Source organism: Flavobacterium dankookense (assembly GCF_004362665.1).
In the GTDB taxonomy this organism is placed as follows: domain Bacteria; phylum Bacteroidota; class Bacteroidia; order Flavobacteriales; family Flavobacteriaceae; genus Flavobacterium; species Flavobacterium dankookense.
The window spans coordinates 69,363-93,545 of the sequence record NZ_SNXR01000014.1 but is presented as its reverse complement, the minus strand read 5'-3'; the positions used below and the strand labels follow the sequence as shown (position 1 = coordinate 93,545).

Here is a 24,183-nt window from a genome sequence, read left to right as displayed (position 1 = left end):
ACTGCTTTTAAGGGTTTAAATGTTTATAAAATTTTAACGTACAAAGTTAAACAAATTAATGTTTAAAATGACGTGTTCCTGTAAATACCATTGCAACTTTATTTTCGTTGCAAAAATTAATACTCAATTCGTCTTTTATCGAACCGCCAGGTTGAATTACGGCAGTTATTCCAGCATTATGAGCTATTTCTACACAATCAGGAAACGGAAAGAAAGCATCACTTGCCATCACAGCACCTTTTAAGTCAAATCCAAAAGTTGTTGCTTTTTCAATTGCTTGTTTCAATGCATCCACACGAGAGGTTTGTCCAGTTCCTGAGGCAACTAATGTACCATTTTTTGCAAAAACAATCGTGTTTGATTTAGTGTTTTTACAAATTTTTGAGGCAAATAATAAATCTTCTATTTCTTGTTCCGTTGGCTGTATAGTAGTAACGTAATTTAGGTGTGATTTATTGTCCGTAATGTTATTTCTTTCTTGAACTAAAACACCATTCAAACAAGTTCTCACATTAGTTTGAGGTAAAGCAACTTCATTTTGAACCAAAATAATTCTGTTTTTCTTTTCAGATAAAATAGTAATGGCTTTTTCGTCAAAACTTGGTGCGATAACCACTTCACAAAAAAGCGAATTAATTTCAATTGCTGTGGCTTCGTCAATTGTTCCATTCGCAATTAAAACGCCACCAAAAGCCGAGGTTGGATCGCAAGCTAATGCCGTTAAATAAGCTTCTTTCATTGTACTTCTTGTAGCCAATCCACAAGCGTTGTTGTGTTTTAAAATAGCAAAAGTGGGTTCGTTTTCTTTGAATTCTAAAATCAAATTTACTGCTGCATCAACGTCTAATAAATTGTTGTATGACAATTCTTTTCCGTGCAATTTGGTAAACATCGCTTCAAAATCACCAAAGAAAAATCCTTTTTGATGTGGATTTTCACCATATCTAAGTACTTGACCATTTTGTTCACTAATTTTCAAAACCGTTTCTTCCTGATTTTGGTTGAAATAATTAAAAATAGCGGAATCGTAATGAGATGAAGTATTAAATGCTTTCGTTGCTAACAAACGTCTTTGTTCTAGGGTTGTTTCGCCATTTTGTGTTGAAATTAATTCCAGCAAATAAGCATATTCATTAACTGATGCAACAATAACAGTGTCTTTAAAGTTTTTTGCAGTAGCACGAATTAATGAAATACCACCAATATCAATTTTTTCAATAATATCGGCTTCACTTGCGCCAGAGGCAACCGTTTTTTCAAAAGGATATAAATCAACAATAACCAAATCAATTTGAGGAATTTCAAAATCCTTCATTTCAGCTATGTCTGAAGCATTATCTTGACGGTTTAAAATACCACCAAAAATTTTTGGGTGCAATGTTTTTACTCGTCCACCAAGAATTTCTGGAAATGAAGTAACTTCTTCAACAGGAACTACTGGAATTCCTAGGTTTTTGATAAATTCTTCTGTGCCGCCAGTAGAATATAGCGTTACGTTTTGTTCGTGTAGTTTGCGAACAATTGGTTCTAATCCATCTTTAGAAAAGACAGAAATTAGTGCCGATTTAATAGTTTTTGTTGTACTCATTTTGTAGTTGTGATTAAGCGCACAAAAGTAGTTTTTTTAGCATCAAATGACAAAGAACTTTTGTAACATTTCTCATAAAAGACATACCAATCATTTAATGCGATAAAAAGCTTATTTTCTAACTATTTTTTTTGAAATTTACCAATCCATAAATAAGTACAAATGATTCTATATTTTCGGCTACTTAAAGAGAGTTTTGGATTTGCAATGAATGCCTTGCGAAACAACAAACTGCGCACAATGTTGTCACTACTCGGAGTAACAATTGGTATATTTTCCATCATTGCAGTGCTTGCTGCAGTTGACTCTTTGGATAAAAAAATAAAAGCTGATTTAAGTTCCTTAGATAAAAATACTATGTATTTGAAGAGTCAACCTTTTGGTCCTTCCGAAATTCCATATTGGAAACGAGAGCAATTTCCAGAAGTCAATTATGAAGAGTTTCAATACCTTAAGAACAACTTAAAAAATGTCGAAAACCTTTGTTATCAGTATTTTATGTTCTCTCGCGAAAGTATAAAATACGAAGGTAAAACCGTGTCCGATTTGAATGTTGTTCCTGTAACTCATGAATTTGCCGATATTCAAAGAATGGAAATCAACAACGGTCGTTTTTTTAACGAAGCCGAGTCAAATGCGGCAAGTGGTGTAATTGTTTTAGGATATACCATTGCAGAAGGTTTGTTTGGCGATATAGATCCAGTGGGTAAATCGGTTCGAATTTATGGAAAAAATCTAAAAGTAATTGGTGTTACCAAGAAAAAAGGACAAAGCATGGGTTTAGGTGATAGTGATGACGACTCTGTCTTTTTACCTGTGAACTTTTTAAGAAGACTTTTTGGAGATAATGGTAAAAATTTTCTACCAGTTATTGTAATAAAACCTGAAAAAGAAGCAGATGTTGATGCCGTAAAAGGTGAAATAACACAAAAAATCCGCAATTATCGTGGCGTAAAGCAAGGAGAAATTGACAATTTCTTTTTAGACATTCTCTCAGGATTTACCGATATGATTGATGGAGTTATTGGTTCGTTAGAAGCTGGCGGATGGATGATTAGTGGTTTTTCATTGCTCGTTGGCGGTTTTGGAATAGCCAATATTATGTTTGTGTCTGTTAAAGAACGAACCAACTTAATTGGGATACAAAAATCGCTTGGCGCAAAAAACAAATTTATCCTTTTTCAGTTCCTTTTCGAAGCGATAATTCTTTGTGTAATAGGAGGAATGATTGGGTTATTCCTAGTTTGGATAATAGCAATGATACTCAGCAGTGTTTTAGATTTCGAATTTGTTCTAGGTCTTGGTAATATAATTCTCGGAACAGGTCTTGCTGCGGTTATTGGACTTATTTCTGGAATACTTCCTGCTATTTCCGCTTCACAACTCGATCCTGTTGAAGCTATCCGTAGTGGAATGTAATCAATTTTAGGAGCGAATCGCTTGCGCATTCATGCTATCCTTTTTCCCGCTGTTCGTTCCAATCTCTGCGAGGATTTCCACTTCCATAGTGGCTAATTGATTTTCCATTTTTTTTCTTGGTTTCTTTCATAACTAACTTTGATACATTACCACTTTGGTACTTTAACTTATTTTATGATAGTATTTTCCTTTACGAATTTTTTATCAGTTTCGGAACTAATTATAGATATTTCCCATTCAAACAAAAATTTATCTTTATCATAAAATGATATAATTTTGGAGTTAGATTTTATTATTGCTTTATAACCTTTTTTTAATTCTAAAGGAATAAAATGATAAATTTCTGCTATAGAATCATTAATTGCATAAGGAAATAGTTTATCATCCGCAATTGGATTAAATTTTGCTTTATTTGTTTTATCAATTTTCAACTGCATAATACCAAATGCGTGATTATTAGAGATATTTATATTTGTTATTATTCCAGAGAATTCAATATTGTTTTTCATTAACTCTTTGTTCTTTTTTACTTCTACATTACTTGATTTATTAACAAAATAAATAAAAGTAAAAAAAAGAGATATTAGAATTAATAGTATTACTGGTGTTGATTTATATTTAAACATGATATTTGTTTTATTGTAACTTGAATAATTGCAGAAGGAATTGGTGATATAGCATTTGAAAATATATTGGTAAAACTTCTTTGGGAAGATGGTTTTCCAGTTCCTTAAAGTTTATTTTTAGTACTACACTACTCAAATGTCTTGACTTTGTGCAATAAATTCGATTGTCTAAAGTTTAAAGACTTTACGCATTTAATTAAATGTATTTCAAATATATTCAAAAATTACTATCATTTTAGTTCCACAGTGTTTAAGTTTTTTTTAAAGTAGTCAACCTTTTTTATAAAACTCTGATCCAACTTTTCAATTATTGCGTCCACCATTTTAAAACTTCCGTCCGCAATTTCAATGTTTGTGTCCGCCTTTCAAAACTTCCGTCCGCAGTTTCAAATTTTGCGTCCGCGGTTTCAAAGTTTGCATCCGCCATTCTAAAACTTACATCCACCGTTTCAATTATTCCGTCCGCCAATTCAATCTTTGCAACCGCCGTTTCAGAACAAACTCAATGAAATATAAAACTAAAAGCAAAAAATAAAATACAAAAAAAACCCAGAGCTAATGCAATGGGTTAATTTATAATAGGGTAGAAGTAAAACGCTAACTAGCGAACCTCTTGATTTAAAATCAAATCGATATATAGATTTATTTTGTCTTTCAATTCTTTTCTGTGGGAAATAAAATCTAGAAAACCATGATCCAAAACAAATTCAGCCGTTTGAAAACCTTCTGGTAAATCTTTTCCTGTAGTATCACGAACAACTCTTGGTCCGGCAAACCCAATCAATGCACCAGGTTCAGAAATATTAATATCACCTAACATCGCATACGAAGCAGTTGTTCCACCCGTTGTTGGATCGGTACACAAGGAAATATAAGGAATTTTAGCTTCGGCCAATTGAGCCAATTTTGCAGAGGTTTTAGCTAATTGCATTAATGAATACGCAGCTTCCATCATTCTCGCTCCACCCGATTTTGAAATCATTACAAATGGTGTTTTGTTTTTGATAGCATAATCAATTCCACGTGCAATTTTTTCTCCAACAACAGCACCCATCGAACCACCAATAAAGGCAAAATCCATACAACAAACCACTAAATCTTTTCCTTTAGATTTTCCAACGCCAGTTCGAACAGCATCTTTCAATCCTGTTTTTTCGATGGCGTCTTTCAATCGATCCGAATATTTTTTAGTGTCCACAAATCCTAAAGGATCTTTGGCTGTCATTTTTGCATCTAATTCTTTGAATTCATTGTTGTCAAACAAGATTTCAAAATATTCCTTACTGCCAATTCTAACATGAAAATCATCTTCTGGACTAACCCAAAGATTTCGTGCTAATTCATCGGTATCGATAATTTTCCCTGTTGGCGATTTATACCACAAACCTTTTGGAACATCTTTTTTGTCCTCAGTTGCAGTAGTAATACCTTTTTCTTTTCTTTTAAACCAAGCCATAATTCTTGAAGTTAGAAGTCAGAAATCAGAATTCAGAATTAGAGGAACAAAAGTTCTAAATTCTAAATTCTAAATTCTAAATTATTATAATGTGTTTACGTTATTCAAGTCAGCAAATGCTTGTTCCAGTCTTTTGTTGAAAGTCATTTCGCCTTCACGTATCCATTTTCTTGGATCGTAATGTTTTTTGTTAGGAGAATCGGCTCCTTCTGGACTACCAATTTGAGTTTTTAAGTAATCAATTTTTGAAGTCATATAGTCACGAATACCTTCTGTGAAAGCAAATTGTAAGTCAGTATCAATATTCATTTTGATTACACCATAACCAATAGCTTCTCTAATTTCTTCAATTGTAGAACCTGAACCACCATGGAAAACAAAATCAACTGGATTGTGACCTGTGTTGAATTTATTTTGAACATAATCTTGAGAATTTTTCAAGATTTTTGGAGTTAATTTTACGTTTCCTGGTTTGTAAACACCGTGAACATTTCCAAAAGCTGCAGCAATACTAAATTTAGGAGAAACTTTCATTAGTTCTTCATAAGCATAAGCTACTTCTTCTGGTTGGGTGTATAATTTTGAACTATCTACGTCAGAGTTGTCAACGCCATCTTCTTCACCACCAGTTATTCCTAATTCGATTTCTAAAGTCATACCCATTTTGCTCATTCGAGCTAAGTATTCTTTACAGATTTCGATATTTTCATGTAATGGTTCTTCTGATAAATCAATCATGTGCGAAGAAAATAATGGTTTTCCTGTTTCTGCAAAATGTTTTTCAGAAGCATCTAATAAACCATCAATCCATGGTAAAAGATTTTTTGCACAATGATCAGTATGAAGAATTACAGTTGCGCCATAAGCTTCCGCCAAAGTATGAACATGTTTTGCTCCAGCAATTCCACCAAGAATAGCTGCTTTTTGACCTTCGTTAGACAAACCTTTCCCAGCGTTGTATGCTGCGCCTCCATTTGAAAATTGAATTATCACTGGAGCATTCAGTTTTGCTGCGGTTTCCAGAACGCCATTGATAGTACTTGAACCAATTACGTTTACTGCTGGTAGAGCAAATGCTTTTTCTTTTGCGTAGTTAAAAATTGCTTGAACTTCATCGCCAGTTGCAACTCCAGGTTTGATATTGTGCGCCATTGTATTGTTTTGTTTAAAAGTTAATCCCGATTGTTCGGAATGCAAAAATAATAATTTCTAATTTTAGAAAGGATAATTTATTCCAATATTTAATACCGATTTGTCAAAGCGCATTTCTTTAAACCACTTTTCGTTTTCTGGTCGAGCTGGATTATAGGTTTTAAAACCAAAATCAGTTCTAACCACAAAGAAGTTGAAATCGTATCTAAATCCAAATCCTGTTCCGATTGCAGTGTTTTCTAATGATTTTAATCCTCTAAAAATTGCTGTTTCTGTAGTAGTGTTATCTAGAACGTTCCAAATGTTTCCAACATCTGCAAAAACGGCACTGTTCAACTGTCCAAAAAGATTAAAACGCAATTCGGCACTATAAGCTAACTTCATATTGGCTTCATTAAAATCCAAAATACTGCCACTTGCTCCAGGACCAAGACTGTAGGATTGCCAAGCTCTATTATCATTTGATCCACCACCAAAATAACTTCGAGAGAAAGGAATGTCTTCAGAGTTTCCATAAGGAATAGCAATACCAGCAAAGCTTCGCATCGCAAAAACTGTTTTTTTGAACAAAGTCCAATGTTTGATAAATTCAACTTCTGTTTTTAGGTATTGTGAAAATTCAACATCAAAAATCGTGTTTGCGCCACCTTGATTTTGCAGTTGTTTTGAAGCACGAGCAAGAAGTGATAAAAGGTTTCCAGCTGATTCAAATCGGGCTTTGAAAATATAGAAATCATTGTCTAATAAATCTTTTTTAGATGTTTTAGAAAAAGCAATGTTTGATGCAAAAATTAGGTTGTTCTCGGTCAAACGAGCTTGACGTTCAATAATACTACGAAGCGATTTTGCATCATTTTCTGTGATAGGTATAATTGGGTTTTCACCAAAAACATCTCTATAAAATCCAAAAACACCATCCTCAATTATCAAATCACCATCGCCAATTAAATCGCCGTCAGTATCTACTAAATACTCTGGGTTTACAGGATAATTTTCAGCAATATCATTTAAAGCACGATAAGATGATTTGTAAATATTGAAATAATTTGATGGATTTAGGTTTTTTACAAATTGAATATTGATTAAATCTAGCTTTAAAGTTGTGTTTCTTTTTGGTGTCCAATTATAGGAAAGTGAACTTGTAAAATTTTGTTTATCTAAACCTACATTTCGTTGTTTGGCATAACCAACACTAAAAGTGGTATAAGGAATCATGGTTTTTGGAATGATTCTATCCGTATTAAAAGGAAGCAATAATCGTGGAAAATTCAATCGAGCATCAACCCCAACTTCAGAGATGTTGAAGAAACTATCGTTTGCATTGGCTAAATCTTTTGATGAACCAATATTTCCTCTAAAACCAATATCAAAGGTTTCGGCTCCATTAAATACATTTCGAATAGTTAAAAAAGTGTTTCCAGAAATACCAAATTCTTGAATGTTAGAATGTGTAAAATCGGTAGAAAAACCAAAAGTATATTTCTGTTTTGGAGTTAAAAATATATTGGCAATCAAACCTTCTGGATCATTTTTATCTTCTTCATATTGAATTAATGGATAATTGAAAACCTTCAAATTACTCAAATACCTAGAAGTCAAAACGTTTTTTGTATCCGAAAAATAATTTCCTTTGTTTACAAATATTCCATTTGTCAATGCTTTTGGTCTGTATTTTAATTTGTTTTCGCTATAAATAGTGAAGTCTTTATAAGTGACACTGTCATTTATTGTAATTTTATTACTGTTGTTAGAATGGTCAGTATAAACATTTACTTTATTAATTTTATAAAGTTTAAAAGGTACTTTCTTAAGACTATCTTCCGTTCGAATGGTTTGATCACCAATGTTTAAAGTAACTTTTGGACTTTGCTTTCTTTGAAGTGTGTCTAAATTGAAGTTCACATAATTTTGTTGAAAGTAAAAAGCACCGTTATCTCTAAAATCGTTTGTAATTCTCTTTCTTTCTTCATCAAAAGACTTGGTATTGAATTGATCGCCTGGTTTTATGAACGAATTATTTTTTCTCAATTGATAAATAGAATCAAGCGGTCTGCTCGTTATTTTTGATTTTATTGAGTCTAAAATAGAAGGTTTTCCTTTGGTAATCGAATAATTGATTTTTGCTTTTTTTGCCGCAACAGAGTCTATTTTAAAGGTGGCATTTACATCAAAATAGCCATTGTTAAAATAGTAAGACTTCAATCGTTTTATAGATTTTTTTGTGCTTACAGTATCGAGAATTACTGGTGGTTCACCTGTTTTTCTGAGGAAATTATGAATACCTGAATACCAAAAAGATTGACCAAGTCGCTTTACTTGCTTGCGCGATAACCATTTTGATTTTCGAGCATATTTTTTGGGATTGTTGATGAATTTTGCTTTATAGATTGAATCTGTTTTTTGTTTGGCAAGATTGTAAATATTTAATCGAAGACGATAGCCAAGAATAGCTGTGTTTTGTTTTTGATATAATTGATTAATTACTTCTTCGCTTTTTTCTTTACTGCCATCAACCACTATTTTATTGTCTAAAAGTAGCTTTTTTCCATTGGGAACTCTTTTTGTTGTATTACAACTAAAAAGAAGTAAGCCAAATAGAATAAATAATAATATTTTTGTAGAATTAGGTTTCAAAGATTGCGACATATATAAATTCAAAAATACACTATTTATGGTTAGTAAAAACCAAATAAAGTTGATAAATGGTCTTCACCTGAAAAAAAATCGATTAGCGAATCAACTTTTCTTAGCTGAAGGTGTAAAGGTAATTCAAGAATTACTACAATCAAATTTTGTGCTAGAACATTTGTATGCAACCGAAGAAAGTTTTAATTCTTTTTCAATTACTAACAAATCAGTAGTTTCTGAAGTTGAAATGAAAAAAATAACTGCCTTATCAACGCCTAGTAGTTGTTTGGCTGTTTTTCAAATTCCGAAGCAAGAACAGCTAATAAATGCTGGATTATTCGTTGCGCTTGATGATATTCGCGATCCAGGAAATTTAGGAACTATAATTCGATTGTGTGATTGGTTTGGAATTGAGCAAATTGTTTGTTCTAAAGAAACGGTCGATTTATACAATCCTAAAGTAGTTCAAGCAACAATGGGTTCAATAGCTCGAGTGAAACTTAATTATTTGGATTTAGAAAAATTTATCAGTGAAACTACTTTGCCCATTTTTGGAACTTTTATGGATGGATCAAACATTTATGAAGAAGAATTACCCAATGAAGGAATTATAATTTTAGGAAATGAAGCCAACGGAATTTCAAAATCAATTGAAAAATTAGTCAAGAACCGAATTGCAATTCCGCGTTTTGGAAATCTACAAAAAACGGAAAGTTTAAACGTAGCTACAGCAACAGCAATAGTTTTAAGCGAATTTAGAAGAAGTTCTAGTGGAAAGTAAAATTGATTAAAACGGCACGAGTTTTCATTGATTGAATGTTTCCTGTCCATGGACTATTCGGGTCATCATCTCTAATCAATTCGTCGTTAAAACCAAATACACCTCGGATTGAAGGTGAAAATTTGAAATATTCAAAGTATAAATCAATTCCGAAACCAAGTTCATAGTTTTGAGACCACGGCTTTACTCTAAATTTTTGTTCCGAGTTATCATCTTTAGATTTGGAATTACTAGAAAGATTTAAAGTGGTAGAAACACCACCAACAAGATAAGGTCGAACATTTCCAGTGCGTAAAGAAGAAAACTTAAGCAACAAAGGAAAATGAATATAAGTAGCTTTTACTTCTCTAATTCCATCTCTATCATTTGAAAAACCAGAATACGTCAATGTTCGTCCTGCATAATATAAACCAGGCTCAAAACGCAAATCGATATATTCATGCAAACGAAGATTTCCAACCAAACCAACATTAAATCCTGTTTGTCCTAGAACGTCGATGCTTTTATCTGGATCTTTATAATCCATTTTGAAATCATAACTGTTGAATCCTAAAAAATAACCCCAATGCACACGCTGTCTGTCAAAATTTTCAAGATTCACAATTGGATCTTTAGAAAAAAGACTTTTACCAAATTGAGCATTCAATTGGGAACTAAGAGATAAAAAAACTAAAAAAAAGACTTTTCTCATGTCAACAAAACTTCAATTATTTTTTTGTAGCGGTGTAAATTGTTGCCACTCCAAATGTTTGAGGCAATGCTACACAATCTATAAACGAAATTTTACGTAAAATATTGTTTAACGTTTCGCCAAATGGAAAATTGGCCGCCGAAGTTGAAAGATAACCATAAGCATTCTTATCTTTAGAAAACATTTTTCCAATCAAAGGAAGGATTAATTTAGTATAAAATGCATAACCTTGTTTGAAAGGAAATTTGGTTGGAACCGATGTTTCCAATATTACAAAAGTTCCATTTGGTTTTAAAACACGATAGATTTCTGCTAAACCTTTTTCAAGAGTTTCAAAATTTCGAATACCAAAAGAAACGGTTATGGCATCAAAATGATTGTCTGGATAAGGAATGTTTTCACTATCTGCTTGAATCATTTCTATTTTATCAGATAAATTTTTTGCGGCGATTTTTTGTTTACCAATGTCAAGCATTCCTGCTGAAAGGTCTAAACCAACAATTTTTTTTGCGGATGTTTTCGTCATCATGATAGCCAAATCGCCTGTTCCTGTTGCAATATCCAAGATGGTTTCAGGGTTGTTTTTTGCAACAATTTCAATTACTTTTTTACGCCATTTGACATCAATTCCTAGAGAAATAACTCGGTTGAGGTCATCATAGCTACCAGAGATGTTATCAAACATTTGGGTGACTTGTTCTTTTTTTCCTAGCGAAGAATTTTTGTATGGTAAAACCGTTTTAGACATTCTATTTTTTTTGACAAATATAATTCATTATTTCCTTAGTATATAGGTGAGAAACGTAAAATCATAAAGATGTCTTTCGTCTTTTGGATGAAATTCTTCAAAGTCAATTTTCCACTTATTTTCATCAATTTCTGGGAAAAAAGTATCAGCTTCAAAATTGTGGTCGACAACTGTAATTTCTAATTTATCAGCAAAATCAATCGATTGTTTGTAGATTTCGCCACCTCCAATAATATAAATATCCTCGTTTTTTGGACATACTTTTATCGCTTCTTCCAAGCTAGAAACAACGATGCAATTTTCTACTTCATAGTTTTTTTGACGTGAAATTATAATGTGTGTTCTATTTGGTAATGGTTTTGGGAAACTTTCAAAAGTTTTTCTTCCCATAATTATGTAATGACCAGTTGTTAAGGTTTTAAATCTTTTAAAATCGTCTGGTAAATGCCATAATAGTTGGTTGTTTTTTCCAATTTCGTTGTTTTTGCTAATGGCAGCAATTAGAATTATCATTAAATTGTGGGTTTGGCGTTATCTATATTGTTTTTTAGTTGCTCAATTTTTTTGTTTTGCTTTAACATTAATTTGTCAATTTGCTCTCTTTCCCAGTTTTTATTCATAAAACTATCGGTTATAAATACTTTTATAAAGTGAAGTATAAAAAGAAAAGCCCAAATAGTAGCTGCCCAAATCCACCATTTTATTTCGGGATAAAGGGATAACCAAATGTTGGCAATGTAAAAGAATAAACTGCCTAGAATGAATGTTATAAAATGAAAGTATAAACGTTTCTTTTGTTTAATTCTATTTCTTGCATATTCATAAATTTCGTGTTGATCTCTTTCCATATGACTAAAATTGAGGTTTAAAGGTAAAATTTATTTTCAAAATAACGAAATTAGATTTTGAGATAATGTAGTAAGAAAACGTTTTCTTAATTAAGTATGCTAAATAATTAAGCAGTAAAATTGACAATCTTATGAAAATTAGGGTTGCTTTTTGTCAAAATCCTAAAAATGTCTTTAGTTGTAAAAGATATTAAACTATTGCTTTACTTTGCGTCATTAATCTATAAATGAATTAGTTATGCCCATTAAAAAACAATTTATAAAAACAAAGCCTGTTTGTAAAGTTACATTTTCAATCGAGGCTAAAGAAGCAAATACAGCTGCAGTAATTGGAGATTTCAATAATTGGAATCCAACTGAAGGTGAATTGTCTAAATTAAAAAACGGTACATTTAAAGGTCTTTTTGAAGTTCCAAAAGATGCTACTTATGAATTTAAGTATGTAATTGATGGTTCATATATCAACGATCCAGAAGCAGATGGTTATGTTTATAACGATTTTGCTGGAGCAGAAAACAGTGTGGTAACTGTTTAGTTTTATTGGTTTTTAGTTTGAAAAATCCGTTATAAATTAATTATAACGGATTTTTTACTTTTAATAATTAATCGTTTGTTAAGAAGTAATAGGCTTCAACATTGTCTAAATAAACACCATCAAAACCAGCATCAATAATTTTTCTTGTATATGAGTCGTCATTTCCATAAATAATGTCTTGCCATTCTTCATTCCAATATTCAACCCAAACTTCATTTTCATAGCCATCATATTTCTTTTTTAACCATGATGGATCATTAATTGTCCAATGTTTACGCCAATAATAACGATATTTTTCTGCAGCTCCAATATTCATGTAAGCAATAATCAAACGTTTTGAACCATTGGCTTTTGTTTGAATACTTTTAATCTCTTCGCTAGAAAATGGAGCTTTGTTGAAAAACAAATCAATAAAAACCACATCGTAATTTGTGTTTGCAATAGCTGTCAAAAATTCCTTTTTTGAACTATAATTACTGTTATTAATAAGATATAGAAAGTTTTTTGCTTGATTTAGCTTTTCAATATTATCTTGATTTTCATTATTGACTTTTGATGGAATAATTGAATAATGATAATTGTCTTTATTTCTTGCAAAACTAATGAATCCTTCTGTCGAATTTTTTTCAATAGTTTCAGGAATTAATTTGTCATCAGTTACATATTCCGAAACAAAAACTGGCTTTTGATTTTTGAGCTTCCGAAGATTTTCAATTCGATACTCATTGGGTTTATAGGTTTCATTATAAAATAATTCTTCTATTCCAAATCCATCTATTGCTTTGAGATAATTTTCATTTATTTTCTTGCTGACATCGGCTTTTGTAAATGCCAATTCTTCTCCATTTTGAGGAATGATAATAAAGTTGGGATTATTTTTTTTTGCAAATTTTGAAATTTTAATAACGAAATTTTGCATTTTCTCAGCTGCGTTATTCGGACTTTTCTCTATTGGTTTTTTTACACTTGAATTACAAGTTAGTCCTAAAATAAGTGACAACCCAACAACCAATAATAGTATCTTTTTCATGATTAAATGGCTACTTCACCTTTTATATGTGGATGTGGATTGTAATCAACTAAGGTGAAATCTTCAAATTTGAAGTCGAAAATGTTTTTTACTTCAGGATTTAAAATCATTTTTGGCAAAGGTCTTGGTTCGCGAGACAATTGTAATTCTACTTGTTCAAAATGATTATTGTAAATATGGGCATCGCCAAAAGTGTGAATGAATTCGCCAACTTGTAAATTACAAACCTGTGCAATCATCATAGTAAACAAAGCATATGAAGCAATATTGAAAGGAACGCCAAGAAAAATATCAGCACTTCGTTGGTATAACTGACACGATAATTTTCCGTCGGCTACATAAAATTGAAAGAAAGCGTGACATGGTGGCAAAGCTGCTTTTCCATTGGCAACATTTTCTGAAAATGATTTTGAAGTGTCAGGAAGAACAGATGGATTCCATGCGGAAACTAGCATTCTGCGGCTATTTGGATTGTTTTTTAGAGTATCAATTAATTCCGTGATTTGGTCAATTTCTTCGCTGTTCCAATTGCGCCATTGATGACCATAAACTGGACCTAAATCGCCGTTTTCATCAGCCCATTCATCCCAAATTTTAACACCATTTTCTTTTAAATAATTGATGTTAGTATCGCCATTTAGAAACCATAATAGTTCATAAATGATTGATTTTAAATGTAGTTTTTTGGTAGTAACCATCGGGAAACCTTCAGCTAAGTCAAAACGCATTTGATAGCCAAAAACACTTTTGGTTCCTGTTCCAGTTCGGTCGCCTTTTTGGGTTCCGTTTTCTAAAACGTGCTTTACTAAATCGTGGTATTGTTTCACTTTGAAAAAGGTTTGAAAGGTTAAAAGTTGATGAGTTTAAAAGTTATGATTCACGTTTAGAAATTTCATCTCTTATGCGTGCTGCTTTTTCATAATCCTCGTCTTGAACTGCTGATTCTAGTTGTGCATGCAATTCGGACAGACTTAATTTTGAATAACCTCCGCTTGGTTCTTTTCCTTCGCTGTCTAATCCAAATGTTTCTGGAGTAGAAAGCACGCCATCATCATCTTCATTGGAATTTTCTAGTTCTGTTGGGTTGTTTAAATAAATTCCAGCTTTGTCTAAAATGTTTTTGTAGGTAAAAATTGGTGCGTTGAATCGCAATGCTAAAGCGATAGCATCGGAAGTTCGGGCATCAATGATTTCTTCTATTTTGTCTCTTTCGCAAATTATGCTTGAGTAGAAAACGCCGTCAACCAATTTGTGAATAATCACTTGTTTTACTACGATGTCAAAACGGTCGGCAAAACTTTTGAATAAATCGTGTGTTAGTGGTCTTGGCGGTTTGATTTCTTTTTCAAGTGCTATAGCGATTGATTGTGCTTCGAATGCGCCAATGACGATTGGCAGTTTTCTTTCGCCGTCAACTTCGTTTAATATTAAAGCATACGCGCCATTTTGCGTTTGACTGTATGATATTCCTTTTATGGTTAGTTTTACTAAACTCATTATTTTGTCATTGCGAGGCACGAAGCAATCTCATCCTCAATTAACTTAGTTTATATAAATTTCTTTTGAAAAACTGATTTCTATTCAATACAGTTCGTCTTTTAGCCCTGATAGCAGTGAAAATCCTTTCTTTTTTATCGAAAAAGAAAGATTGCAACGGATAGCAGGAAAATGGACTGCAAAGTAACAAAAAAGTTTCGCTTCTTAAAATAAAAAAAACTACCTAAAAAAATGTTTTTCAGATAGTTTTTCGGGTTAGAGTTAGTTTTATCTTTAGCTGTTGCTTGCTTTGAATTCTTTTAACTTTTGGGTTAATTTTGGAAGAATATCAAATGCATCACCTACAATTCCATAATCAGCCACTTTAAAGAAAGGTGCTTCAGCATCGGAATTGATGACTACTTTTACTTTTGATGAGTTGATTCCAGCAATGTGTTGGATTGCTCCAGAAATTCCTACGGCAATGTATAAATTGGTTGCTACTGGTTTTCCTGTTTGTCCAACGTGTTCGCTATGTGGTCGCCAACCTAAGTCGGAAACTGGTTTTGAACAAGCGGTTGCTGCACCAAGAACGGATGCTAATTCTTCTAATATTCCCCAATTTTCTGGACCTTTTAGTCCACGACCGCCAGAAACTACAACGTCTGCATCGGCAATGGTAACTTTTCCTGTTGATTTTTCTACTGATTCTACTTTTACGTTGAAATCTGCATCGTTTAATGTTGGTGTGAAATCTTCTTCAGTTAGTGAAGATGAGCTTTCTACTAATCCGAATGAATTTTTTCCAATAGAAATTACTTTTACATCTGTTGAGATTTCGGTAATATTGAAAGCTTTATTAGAAAAAGCGGTTCTTTTTACTTGAAATGGTGATGTTGAAACAGGTAATTCAACCACATTGGATGCAAATCCTGCTTCTAATCCTACAGCTACTAATGGCGCAAGATATAAGCTGTCAGTTGTTGAAGAAAGTACGATTACTTTTGCGCCTTCTTTTTGTGCTGCTTGTTTTACAACATCGGCATAGGCTTTGGCATTGAAGTTGTCTAATTTGCTATTAGTTACTTTCAAAACTTTGTTTACACCATAGTTTGATAATTCAGAAACATCTGAAGCGTTTACTGTTACAGCTGTAACTGTTGTTCCTAATGATTCAGCTACTTTTTTTGCATACGATGCTAATTCAAAAGCTACTTTTTTGAATTTTCCGTCGGCTGATTCTGCATATATTAATAATGACATTTTTTTAATTTTTAAATGTTAATTATAAATGATTAATTTTTTGAATTTGATTTTTATTGATTAATATTTAATCATTAAAAATTAATCGTTTTACTAGATTACTTTTGCTTCGTTGTGTAATGCATTAACTAATCCGTCTAAATCGTCTGCAGAAAATAATTTCACTGCTGATTTTGGAGCTGGTTTTTCAAATTTCACTGCTTTTGTTTCAACTGAAGCTGAAACTGGTTCAAGAACTGTTAATGCTTTTGTTCTTGCTGTCATGATTCCTCTCATGTTTGGAATACGTAAATCTTTTTCTTCAACAAGACCTTTTTGTCCTCCAATAACTAAAGGAAGTGAAGCAGCTATTACTTCTTTTCCGCCATCGATTTCTCTAGATGCTTTTGCAGAAGTTCCATCGACTTTAAGATCAGTACACGAATTTACAAAATTGTAGTTTAACAACCCTGCAAGCATTCCTGGAACCATTCCACCATTATAATCTAAGGATTCTTTTCCACAGATTACTAAGTCATAATTTCCAGATTTTACTACTTCGGCTAATTGTTTTGCTACAAAAAAACCATCTGTTGCTGCTGCGTTTACACGTATAGCTTCGTTAGCACCAATGGCTAGAGCTTTTCTGAGTGTTGGTTCTGTATCAGCACCGCCAACGTTTACAACAGTTACGTTTGCGCCTTGTTGCTCTTGAAACCAAATGGCTCTTGTTAATCCGAATTCGTCATTAGGATTGATTACATACTGAACCCCATTGTTGTCAAATTCTGAATCGCCGTTGACGAAGTTGATTTTTGAAGTAGTATCAGGTACATGACTGATGCAAACTAATATTTTCATTATATTTTGATTAAAAATTTTCTGCCCGTAAAAGTATAAAATATATTTCTAATTTTTGTATGCTTGCATACTATTTTTTCAATTTTCAATCGATTTCGTAGCTGTTGTGAATTTCGTTTCGGTTAAATTCAAATTAAACTCTTGAAAAGCGATACATTAATTATAGTTTAATTTGTTTTTTTATCACTTTTAATTTTTATTTTTGCGTTTCAAAATTTACAGACAGTAATACAATCATTATATGAGAACGATACAATTTAGAGAAGCAATTGCCGAAGCGATGAGTGAAGAAATGCGTCGCGATGAATCAGTATATTTAATGGGAGAAGAAGTTGCCGAATACAACGGTGCTTACAAAGCTTCAAAAGGAATGCTTGATGAGTTTGGTCCAAAAAGAGTTATTGACACTCCGATTGCTGAATTAGGTTTTGCTGGAATTGCAGTTGGTTCTGCTATGAATGGTTGTCGTCCAATTGTTGAATACATGACGTTTAACTTTTCATTAGTTGGAATTGACCAAATTATCAATAATGCTGCTAAAATGCGTCAAATGTCGGCAGGACAATTTCCAATGCCGATGGTTTTTCGTGGTCCAACAGCTTCTGCTGGACAATTGGGAGCAACGCACTCGCAAGCTTTTGAAAACTGGTTTGCAAATACACCAGGTTTAAAAGTAGTAGTTCCATCTACAGTTTATGATGCAAAAGGTTTGTTGAAAGCTGCTATTCGTGATAATGATCCAGTTATTTTCATGGAGTCAGAACAAATGTATGGTGACAAAGGAGAAGTTCCAGAAGGAGATTACACTATTCCTCTTGGTGTTGCAGATATTAAAAGAGAAGGAACTGATGTGACAATTGTTTCTTTTGGTAAAATCATCAAAGAAGCCATCATTGCTGCTGAAGAGTTAGCAAAAGAAGGTATTTCATGTGAAATTATCGACTTAAGAACCGTTCGTCCTATGGATTATGATGCAATTATCAATTCGGTAAAAAAAACAAACCGTTTAGTTGTTCTTGAAGAAGCTTGGCCATTTGCTTCAGTAGCTTCAGAAATAACTTATATGGTTCAAGAAAGAGCGTTTGATTATCTTGATGCGCCAATTCAAAGAATTACTACAGCTGATACTCCTGCGCCTTATTCTCCAACATTATTGAAAGAATGGTTGCCAAATTCTCAAGATGTTGTAAAAGCAGTTAAAAAAGTTATGTATAGATAATAATAAACTTACTATATTTGAACCACGCTTTGCGTGGTTTTTTTATGCCTATGAAAAATTTTATTCTATCTTTTATTTTGTTTTTTGTTTCGGTAAATTTTCTTTCTGCCCAAACCAAAGTTAGTGGAACTATAGTTGATAATACCAATCAACCAATTCCTTTTGCTAACGTTGTTTTTAAGGGTTCAAAAATTGGAGTTGTTTCTAATGAAGATGGACGTTTTTATATTGAAGCACCTGATAATTATGACGTATTATTAGTTTCTTTTGTTGGTTTTCCAACCAAAGAAGTGAAGCTAACCAAATTAGTGAATTATGATTTTAAAGTTGTTCTTAGTGAAGGCGAGGGAAGAAATTTAAAAGAAGTTGTGATTTTTGCTGGAAAAACGTCTAAGAAGAATAATCCGGCATTAGATATTCTTCGAAAAATTTGGGAAAGGCGACGAAAAAATGGACTGAAAATGTTCAAACAATATCAGTATGACAAATACGAAAAAGTAGAGTTTGATATGAACACTATCGATAGTGCCATGATGAAGAGTAAACTTTTCAAAGGAATGGAGTTTGTCTTCAAAAACGTTGATACATCAAGTGTAACAGGAAAGACCTATTTACCAATCTTCATCAACGAGTCAATTTCAGAAGTTTATGGTGACAATCAAACAAAGAAAACAAAAGAAATTCTAAAAGCAAATAAAAACTCTGGTTTAGGAAATGGTGATGGCGTAAATACTTTTATTAAAGACTTATACAATGACTTCGATATTTATGATAATTACTTGTATTTTTTTGATAAGAGTTTCACAAGTCCGCTTTCAAGAACAGGAATAGATGTTTATAATTATGTTTTGGCCGATACCGCTTTTATAGACAATAAATGGTGTTACAATATTGTTTTTTATCCAAGGAGGAAAAATGAGTTGACTTTTAAAGGAGATTTTTGGGTTAACGATTCTACGTTTGCCATAAAAAAAATCAACATGGCTATTACCAAAAGTGCTAATATAAACTGGGTGAAAGACATTTATTTAGAGCAAGAATTTGAAGTGCTTAACGATTCTATTTTCTTGCCAACTAGAGATTATATGATGTCTGATTTTGCTTTGCGCAAAAAAGAAGAATCAAAAGGAATTTATGGAAAACGAACAACATTGTATCAAAATTTTAAATTTGACGAAAAGAAACCAGAGAAATTTTATAAAGAAGAAATCAATTTTATAGACAATTCGGTTTACAATAAAACAGATGAATTTTGGCAAGAAAATCGTTTTGAAAAATTAAACAAAGACGAACTTGGGATTTATAAAATGCTTGATACACTTAAGACGGTAAAGAAATTCCAACGAATGTATAATCTGGTTTCAATTCTAGGTAGTGGTTATGTTGAGTTAAACAACTTTGATTATGGACCAATTTTTTCCACTTTTGGTTATAATGAAGTGGAAGGTGTTCGAGTTCGTGTTGGAGGAAGAACGTATTTTGGACCAAACGATACTTGGCGATTGCAAGGATATACTGCTTATGGATTTGATGATCATAAGTTTAAATATGGAATCTCAGGAAAATGGATGGTTGATAAGAAAAATAGACTTATTCTTTCAGGAGGAAATCGTCGTGATGTTGAACAGATAGGTGCAAGTTTAACAACAACCAATGATGTTTTAGGACGAAGTTATGCTTCGTCAGGACTTTTTACAACTGGAGCAAACGGAAAATTGACGAATATTAATTTGAGTACCATAGCCGCAGAGATTGAACCAGTCAAAAACCTAACCATGCAACTTGGTTTTTCCTATCGAACTTTAGAATCGGCGTCTAACACTTTTAGTCTAAACTACTTTAATGATGACACTTTTACAACTACAAATAGCGAAGTAAAACAGTCTGAAATCAATCTTCAAGTCGAATATACTCCAAAACGAAAAACAATTGGATATGGTGTAGAAAGAAGAGAAGTTGATAGTCCATATAGTCGTTTCTTCATTAATTATAGTCAAGGATTGAAAGGATTTATAAGTAGTGATTTCGATTATCAAAAAGTTCAATTATACTATAAACAACCAATAATAATTGGTGCTATTGGTCGTTCAAATGTAACAATGGAGTTAGGTAAAACATTTGGTCAAATTCCTCTCGGATTAATGAGCGTTGTTCCCGGTAATCAAACGTATTTTATCATAGAAAATACATTTAATAATCTTAATTTTTATGAGTTTGTAGCCGATGAATATGCAACCATCAATTGGCAACATAATTTCAATGGAAAAATATTTGCTAGAATTCCTGGTTTGAGAAAGTTAAACCTAAGAGAAATTATAGGTATCAAAGGTGTTTATGGAACCGTTTCAGATGAAAATAGAGCAATTAATGCTTCTGGATTACTATATCAATCACCTGAAAAACCTTATTGGGAATACAACGCTGGAATTGGAAATATTTTTAAAGTGTTGCGAATTGATTTTGCGTGGCGCGGAAATTATCGCGATGTTCCAGATACAAATAACTTTACAATCAAAGGCTCGTTTGGGTTTTATTTTTAATCTGAATGTAGTTTAGATTAAAATTATGAAAGAAGCGATTTCTTTTTTAGTCGAAAAAGACCAAGTCTTCAAAAAGTTGTATGAACAATATGGAAATCCGTTTATTCCTTCACGGCCAGAAGGTTTTCAAACGTTGTGCAAACTTATCTTAGAGCAGCAGGTTTCGATTGAATCTGCACGAGCTTGTTATCAAAAACTTGAACATTTTTTAGAGGAAGTAACTCCAACAACTATTTCGATAATTTCTATTGAAGAACTCCGGAATTGTTCTGTTAGCCGACAAAAAGCAGTTTATTTAAAAGCTTTGTCGGACGCTATTCTCAATGAATCACTAATTTTAGAAACCCTTTCTCAAAAATCTGACGACGAAGTTAGAAAAGAGCTCATTAAAATCAAAGGAATTGGTAATTGGACAATAGATGTTTACTTATTGTTTTCTTTGCAATCCGAAGATATAATTCCTCTTGGTGATATAGCTGTAATCAACACAATAAAAGAATTATTTGGTTCAAAAACTCCTGAAGAAATTGCTGCACTTTCAGAAAATTGGAAACCCTATCGAAGCATGGCTACCTTTTTTCTTTGGCATCATTATTTAGAAAAAAGAAACAGGAAACCAATAGTTTAAAACAGTTAATTATTTGATAATAAACGAATAAAAAAATATTCTTTTTATTTGTTAAAGTTTTGTTACTTTTGCACCCGATAAAATTTATAACAAAAATTAAATTTATGGAATCAATGATGATTTATTTGCCAATAGTTATGGCGTTAATTGGATTGCTTTTTATGGCAATCAAAAGAAGCTGGGTTTTAAAACAAGATGCAGGTGATGGAAAGATGAAAGAGATTTCAGACTACATCTATGAAGGTGCTTTGGCTTTCTTAAAAGCAGAATACAGATTATTAGCAATATTCGTATTATTGGCGAGTATCGTTTTGGCTGGAATTTCATTTGTAGTTCCAACAACACATATATTAATAGTAGTTGCCTTTATTTTTGGAGCTTTCTTTTCTGCATTGGCAGGAAATATGGGAATGAAGATTGCAACTAAAACAAACGTTAGAACAACACAAGCTGCTCGTACTAGTTTGCCACAAGCATTAAAAGTTTCTTTTGGTGGTGGAACGGTTATGGGATTAGGAGTTGCAGGTCTTGCAGTTCTTGGTTTAACAGCATTCTTTATTTTCTTCTTCCATTATTTTATGGGCGGTGTTTGGACTTCAACAGAACAAATGACCATCGTTCTTGAAACATTAGCTGGTTTCTCTCTTGGAGCTGAATCTATTGCTTTGTTTGCACGTGTTGGTGGTGGAATTTATACAAAAGCTGCCGATGTTGGTGCTGACTTAGTGGGTAAAGTTGAAGCTGGAATCCCTGAAGATGATCCAAGAAATCCTGCTACAATTGCAGATAACGTTGGTGACAACGTTGGTGACGTTGCCGGAATGGGTGCCGATTTATTTGGTTCTTATGTTGCAACAGTTCTTGCTGCGATGGTACTTGGTAATTATGTTATCAAGGATATGGGTGGAAAAATTGAAGACGCTTTTGGCGGAATTGGACCAATCTTATTACCAATGGCAATTGCTGGTTTCGGAATTTTATTCTCTATCATCGGAACGATGTTAGTAAAAATATCAAGTGATGACGCTAAAGAAAAACAAGTTCAAGGTGCATTAAACATTGGAAACTGGGTTTCTATTGTTCTAACTGCAATCGCATGTTTTGGTTTGGTTAAATATATGTTGCCAGAAGTAATGCAAATGGAATTCTACGGAGAAGGATTAAAAGAAATTTCTTCGATGAGAGTTTTCTATGCAACAATCGTTGGTCTAGTAGTAGGTGGAGTTATTTCTTCAGTTACTGAATATTACACAGGTTTGGGTACAAAACCAGTTTTGGCAATTGTACAGAAATCGTCAACTGGTGCAGGAACTAACGTTATCGCTGGTTTAGCGACAGGAATGATTTCTACTTTCCCAACAGTATTATTATTTGCTGGTGCTATTTGGGCTTCTTATGCTTTTGCAGGTTTCTATGGTGTGGCTCTTGCTGCTTCTGCAATGATGGCTACAACAGCTATGCAATTAGCCATTGATGCATTCGGACCAATTTCTGATAACGCTGGTGGAATTGCTGAAATGAGTGAATTGCCTAAAGAAGTTCGTACTCGTACAGACATCTTGGATTCAGTTGGTAACACAACTGCTGCAACTGGAAAAGGTTTTGCAATTGCTTCTGCTGCGTTAACTTCGTTAGCTTTATTTGCAGCTTATGTAACTTTTACAGGAATTGATGGTATTAATATCTTCAAAGCTCCGGTATTAGCAATGCTATTCGTTGGTGGAATGATACCAGTAGTTTTCTCTGCTTTAGCAATGAACTCTGTAGGTAAAGCTGCCATGGATATGGTATATGAAGTACGTCGTCAGTTTAAAGAAATTCCAGGTATTATGGAAGGAACTGGAAAACCTGAATATGGTAAATGTGTAGAGATTTCTACGAAAGCAGCATTACGCGAAATGATGTTGCCAGGTATTTTAACTATTGGTTTCCCAATTTTAATTGCAGTTTTACCAATGTTAATTGGATATGATAATAAATTAATCGCTGAAATGTTAGGTGGTTATATGGCTGGAGTTACTGTTTCTGGTGTACTTTGGGCTGTGTTCCAAAACAATGCTGGTGGTGCTTGGGATAATGCTAAAAAATCATTTGAAGCTGGTGTTGAAATCAACGGAGAAATGACATACAAAGGTTCTGATGCTCACAAAGCTGCTGTAACTGGAGATACTGTTGGTGATCCATTTAAAGATACGTCTGGTCCATCGATGAACATTTTAATCAAATTGACTTGTTTAATTGGATTGGTAATTGCTCCAATTTTAGGTGGTCACGAAGCTGGTGCTGCAACAACTGGAAAAGCATCTTGTTGTACAGAAATGTCAGCTGAATGTACTTCAATGTCAAAAGAAGAATGTGAAGCAAAAGGTTGTAAAAGCACAACTTGTGAACACATGAATGCTAGTAAAGAAGTTTCGAAAGAAAGTGTAAATGTTGAAATTAAAAACATCAATGGTAAAGTACTTGGTACTTATACTAAAACTGTTGATGGAAAATCTACTACACAAACTTTTGAAGGAACAGAAGAAGAAGTTAAAGCTAAGTTAGATTCTCTAAAATAGTATTCTATAATATAATTCATCAAAAATGCCTTTCAGTTTTGGGAGGCATTTTTTTATGGCTTTCGTTAAGAAATTGATGATTTAGGTTCAAGTATTAATAGTGTAGCTTCAATAAGCGGTTATTTAGGTTCAACAAGAGTTAATGTAGGTTCAA

The 24,183-nt window shown here is 32.8% G+C and carries 22 protein-coding genes; 7 read left to right on the top strand and 15 right to left on the bottom strand.

Features of this window, described 5'->3' with window-relative positions; translation table 11 throughout:
• Nucleotides 1-55: 55 nt before the first annotated feature.
• The gene (gene purH, locus BC748_RS08915) at nt 56-1,588 is read right to left on the bottom strand and encodes a bifunctional phosphoribosylaminoimidazolecarboxamide formyltransferase/IMP cyclohydrolase (RefSeq protein ID WP_133533143.1); all 1,533 of its coding nucleotides are present in this window, start codon (nt 1,586-1,588) and stop codon (nt 56-58) included.
• 162 nt (nt 1,589-1,750) lie between these two features.
• On the opposite strand from purH, the gene BC748_RS08910 reads away from it, so the two are divergent.
• Entirely contained in the window at nt 1,751-3,007 is a 1,257-nt protein-coding gene (locus BC748_RS08910; protein WP_133533142.1) for an ABC transporter permease, read from the top strand.
• Between the two features lie 167 nt (nt 3,008-3,174).
• Here the strand turns inward: BC748_RS08910 and BC748_RS08905 are convergent, their stop codons facing one another.
• The 5 genes from BC748_RS08905 to tamL form a co-directional block, all read right to left on the bottom strand.
• Complete coding sequence (locus tag BC748_RS08905; protein WP_133533141.1) at nt 3,175-3,633, bottom strand: hypothetical protein; 459 nt, start codon at nt 3,631-3,633, stop codon at nt 3,175-3,177.
• A gap of 307 nt (nt 3,634-3,940) precedes the next feature.
• Nucleotides 3,941-4,102: a hypothetical protein gene (locus BC748_RS14190; protein ID WP_162846440.1), complete on the bottom strand. Its 162-nt coding sequence runs from the start codon at nt 4,100-4,102 to the stop codon at nt 3,941-3,943.
• 132 nt (nt 4,103-4,234) lie between these two features.
• Nucleotides 4,235-5,089, bottom strand: a complete 855-nt coding sequence (gene accD, locus BC748_RS08900) for an acetyl-CoA carboxylase, carboxyltransferase subunit beta (protein WP_133533140.1) — start codon at nt 5,087-5,089, stop codon at nt 4,235-4,237.
• A gap of 84 nt (nt 5,090-5,173) precedes the next feature.
• Complete coding sequence (gene fbaA, locus BC748_RS08895; RefSeq protein ID WP_133533139.1) at nt 5,174-6,241, bottom strand: class II fructose-bisphosphate aldolase; 1,068 nt, start codon at nt 6,239-6,241, stop codon at nt 5,174-5,176.
• A 63-nt stretch (nt 6,242-6,304) separates the two neighbouring features.
• Nucleotides 6,305-8,887 carry a translocation and assembly module lipoprotein TamL gene (tamL, locus tag BC748_RS08890; protein WP_162846439.1) on the bottom strand — a complete coding sequence of 861 codons (2,583 nt, stop codon included), beginning with the start codon at nt 8,885-8,887 and terminating at the stop codon, nt 6,305-6,307.
• A 25-nt stretch (nt 8,888-8,912) separates the two neighbouring features.
• Here tamL and BC748_RS08885 point away from each other — a divergent pair, with 25 nt between their 5' ends.
• Nucleotides 8,913-9,650, top strand: a complete 738-nt coding sequence (locus BC748_RS08885; RefSeq protein WP_133533138.1) for an RNA methyltransferase — start codon at nt 8,913-8,915, stop codon at nt 9,648-9,650.
• Here the strand turns inward: BC748_RS08885 and porT are convergent.
• Genes porT through BC748_RS08865 form a run of 4 tightly spaced genes read right to left on the bottom strand, consistent with a single transcriptional unit; the run spans nt 9,637 to nt 11,937 of the window.
• Nucleotides 9,637-10,341, bottom strand: a complete 705-nt coding sequence (gene porT, locus BC748_RS08880; protein ID WP_133533137.1) for a type IX secretion/gliding motility protein PorT/SprT — start codon at nt 10,339-10,341, stop codon at nt 9,637-9,639. The two genes, BC748_RS08885 and porT, sit on opposite strands and share 14 nt — an antisense overlap.
• A 16-nt stretch (nt 10,342-10,357) precedes the next feature.
• A complete protein-coding gene (gene ubiE / locus BC748_RS08875; protein ID WP_133533136.1) occupies nt 10,358-11,089 on the bottom strand; it encodes a bifunctional demethylmenaquinone methyltransferase/2-methoxy-6-polyprenyl-1,4-benzoquinol methylase UbiE in 732 nt (243 codons plus the stop codon).
• A 27-nt stretch (nt 11,090-11,116) separates the two neighbouring features.
• Nucleotides 11,117-11,602 (bottom strand): dihydrofolate reductase, encoded by a 486-nt coding sequence (locus BC748_RS08870; RefSeq protein ID WP_133533135.1) that lies wholly within the window; start codon nt 11,600-11,602, stop codon nt 11,117-11,119.
• On the bottom strand, nt 11,602-11,937 hold the full coding sequence (locus tag BC748_RS08865) for a 2TM domain-containing protein (RefSeq protein WP_133533134.1): 336 nt from the start codon (nt 11,935-11,937) through the stop codon (nt 11,602-11,604). Before BC748_RS08865 ends, BC748_RS08870 begins: the two co-directional genes overlap by 1 nt.
• Before the next feature lie 238 nt (nt 11,938-12,175).
• Between BC748_RS08865 and BC748_RS08860 the strand changes: the two genes are divergently transcribed.
• Nucleotides 12,176-12,472, top strand: a complete 297-nt coding sequence (locus BC748_RS08860; protein ID WP_133533133.1) for an isoamylase early set domain-containing protein — start codon at nt 12,176-12,178, stop codon at nt 12,470-12,472.
• Nucleotides 12,473-12,539: 67 nt separating this feature from the next.
• Here the strand turns inward: BC748_RS08860 and BC748_RS08855 are convergent, their stop codons facing one another.
• From BC748_RS08855 to BC748_RS08835, 5 genes are all read right to left on the bottom strand, one after another.
• Complete coding sequence (locus BC748_RS08855; protein WP_133533132.1) at nt 12,540-13,502, bottom strand: endo alpha-1,4 polygalactosaminidase; 963 nt, start codon at nt 13,500-13,502, stop codon at nt 12,540-12,542.
• Between the two features lie 2 nt (nt 13,503-13,504).
• The gene (locus tag BC748_RS08850) at nt 13,505-14,329 is read right to left on the bottom strand and encodes a thymidylate synthase (protein WP_133533131.1); all 825 of its coding nucleotides are present in this window, start codon (nt 14,327-14,329) and stop codon (nt 13,505-13,507) included.
• A 43-nt stretch (nt 14,330-14,372) separates the two neighbouring features.
• On the bottom strand, nt 14,373-14,999 hold the full coding sequence (locus tag BC748_RS08845) for a bifunctional nuclease family protein (protein WP_133533130.1): 627 nt from the start codon (nt 14,997-14,999) through the stop codon (nt 14,373-14,375).
• 273 nt (nt 15,000-15,272) lie between these two features.
• Nucleotides 15,273-16,241, bottom strand: coding sequence for an electron transfer flavoprotein subunit alpha/FixB family protein (locus BC748_RS08840; RefSeq protein ID WP_133533129.1), 969 nt, complete (start codon nt 16,239-16,241; stop codon nt 15,273-15,275).
• A gap of 93 nt (nt 16,242-16,334) precedes the next feature.
• Nucleotides 16,335-17,081 (bottom strand): electron transfer flavoprotein subunit beta/FixA family protein, encoded by a 747-nt coding sequence (locus BC748_RS08835; RefSeq protein ID WP_133533128.1) that lies wholly within the window; start codon nt 17,079-17,081, stop codon nt 16,335-16,337.
• Nucleotides 17,082-17,322: 241 nt separating this feature from the next.
• On the opposite strand from BC748_RS08835, the gene BC748_RS08830 reads away from it, so the two are divergent.
• The 4 genes from BC748_RS08830 (at nt 17,323) to BC748_RS08815 (ending at nt 24,029) form a co-directional block, all read left to right on the top strand.
• Complete coding sequence (locus BC748_RS08830; protein ID WP_133533127.1) at nt 17,323-18,300, top strand: pyruvate dehydrogenase complex E1 component subunit beta; 978 nt, start codon at nt 17,323-17,325, stop codon at nt 18,298-18,300.
• Between the two features lie 50 nt (nt 18,301-18,350).
• Nucleotides 18,351-20,840, top strand: coding sequence for a DUF5686 and carboxypeptidase-like regulatory domain-containing protein (locus BC748_RS08825; RefSeq protein ID WP_133533394.1), 2,490 nt, complete (start codon nt 18,351-18,353; stop codon nt 20,838-20,840).
• Between the two features lie 25 nt (nt 20,841-20,865).
• Nucleotides 20,866-21,468 (top strand): DNA-3-methyladenine glycosylase family protein, encoded by a 603-nt coding sequence (locus BC748_RS08820; protein ID WP_133533126.1) that lies wholly within the window; start codon nt 20,866-20,868, stop codon nt 21,466-21,468.
• 104 nt (nt 21,469-21,572) lie between these two features.
• The gene (locus BC748_RS08815) at nt 21,573-24,029 is read left to right on the top strand and encodes a sodium-translocating pyrophosphatase (RefSeq protein WP_133533125.1); all 2,457 of its coding nucleotides are present in this window, start codon (nt 21,573-21,575) and stop codon (nt 24,027-24,029) included.
• The last annotated feature ends 154 nt before the right edge of the window (nt 24,030-24,183 follow it).

Coding starts and splice junctions, on each gene's coding strand:
- BC748_RS08865 (WP_133533134.1), bottom strand. CDS start 11,937: ATGGAAAGAGATCAACACGAAATTTATGAATATGCAAGAAATAGAATT.
- BC748_RS08840 (WP_133533129.1), bottom strand. CDS start 16,241: ATGTCATTATTAATATATGCAGAATCAGCCGACGGAAAATTCAAAAAA.
- fbaA (WP_133533139.1), bottom strand. CDS start 6,241: ATGGCGCACAATATCAAACCTGGAGTTGCAACTGGCGATGAAGTTCAA.
- ubiE (WP_133533136.1), bottom strand. CDS start 11,089: ATGTCTAAAACGGTTTTACCATACAAAAATTCTTCGCTAGGAAAAAAA.
- accD (WP_133533140.1), bottom strand. CDS start 5,089: ATGGCTTGGTTTAAAAGAAAAGAAAAAGGTATTACTACTGCAACTGAG.
- BC748_RS08835 (WP_133533128.1), bottom strand. CDS start 17,081: ATGAAAATATTAGTTTGCATCAGTCATGTACCTGATACTACTTCAAAA.
- BC748_RS08910 (WP_133533142.1), top strand. CDS start 1,751: ATGATTCTATATTTTCGGCTACTTAAAGAGAGTTTTGGATTTGCAATG.
- BC748_RS08870 (WP_133533135.1), bottom strand. CDS start 11,602: ATGATAATTCTAATTGCTGCCATTAGCAAAAACAACGAAATTGGAAAA.
- BC748_RS08825 (WP_133533394.1), top strand. CDS start 18,351: ATGAAAAATTTTATTCTATCTTTTATTTTGTTTTTTGTTTCGGTAAAT.
- tamL (WP_162846439.1), bottom strand. CDS start 8,887: ATGTCGCAATCTTTGAAACCTAATTCTACAAAAATATTATTATTTATT.
- BC748_RS08885 (WP_133533138.1), top strand. CDS start 8,913: ATGGTTAGTAAAAACCAAATAAAGTTGATAAATGGTCTTCACCTGAAA.
- BC748_RS08815 (WP_133533125.1), top strand. CDS start 21,573: ATGGAATCAATGATGATTTATTTGCCAATAGTTATGGCGTTAATTGGA.
- BC748_RS08820 (WP_133533126.1), top strand. CDS start 20,866: ATGAAAGAAGCGATTTCTTTTTTAGTCGAAAAAGACCAAGTCTTCAAA.
- porT (WP_133533137.1), bottom strand. CDS start 10,341: ATGAGAAAAGTCTTTTTTTTAGTTTTTTTATCTCTTAGTTCCCAATTG.
- BC748_RS08855 (WP_133533132.1), bottom strand. CDS start 13,502: ATGAAAAAGATACTATTATTGGTTGTTGGGTTGTCACTTATTTTAGGA.
- BC748_RS08860 (WP_133533133.1), top strand. CDS start 12,176: ATGCCCATTAAAAAACAATTTATAAAAACAAAGCCTGTTTGTAAAGTT.
- BC748_RS08830 (WP_133533127.1), top strand. CDS start 17,323: ATGAGAACGATACAATTTAGAGAAGCAATTGCCGAAGCGATGAGTGAA.
- purH (WP_133533143.1), bottom strand. CDS start 1,588: ATGAGTACAACAAAAACTATTAAATCGGCACTAATTTCTGTCTTTTCT.
- BC748_RS08845 (WP_133533130.1), bottom strand. CDS start 14,999: ATGAGTTTAGTAAAACTAACCATAAAAGGAATATCATACAGTCAAACG.
- BC748_RS08905 (WP_133533141.1), bottom strand. CDS start 3,633: ATGTTTAAATATAAATCAACACCAGTAATACTATTAATTCTAATATCT.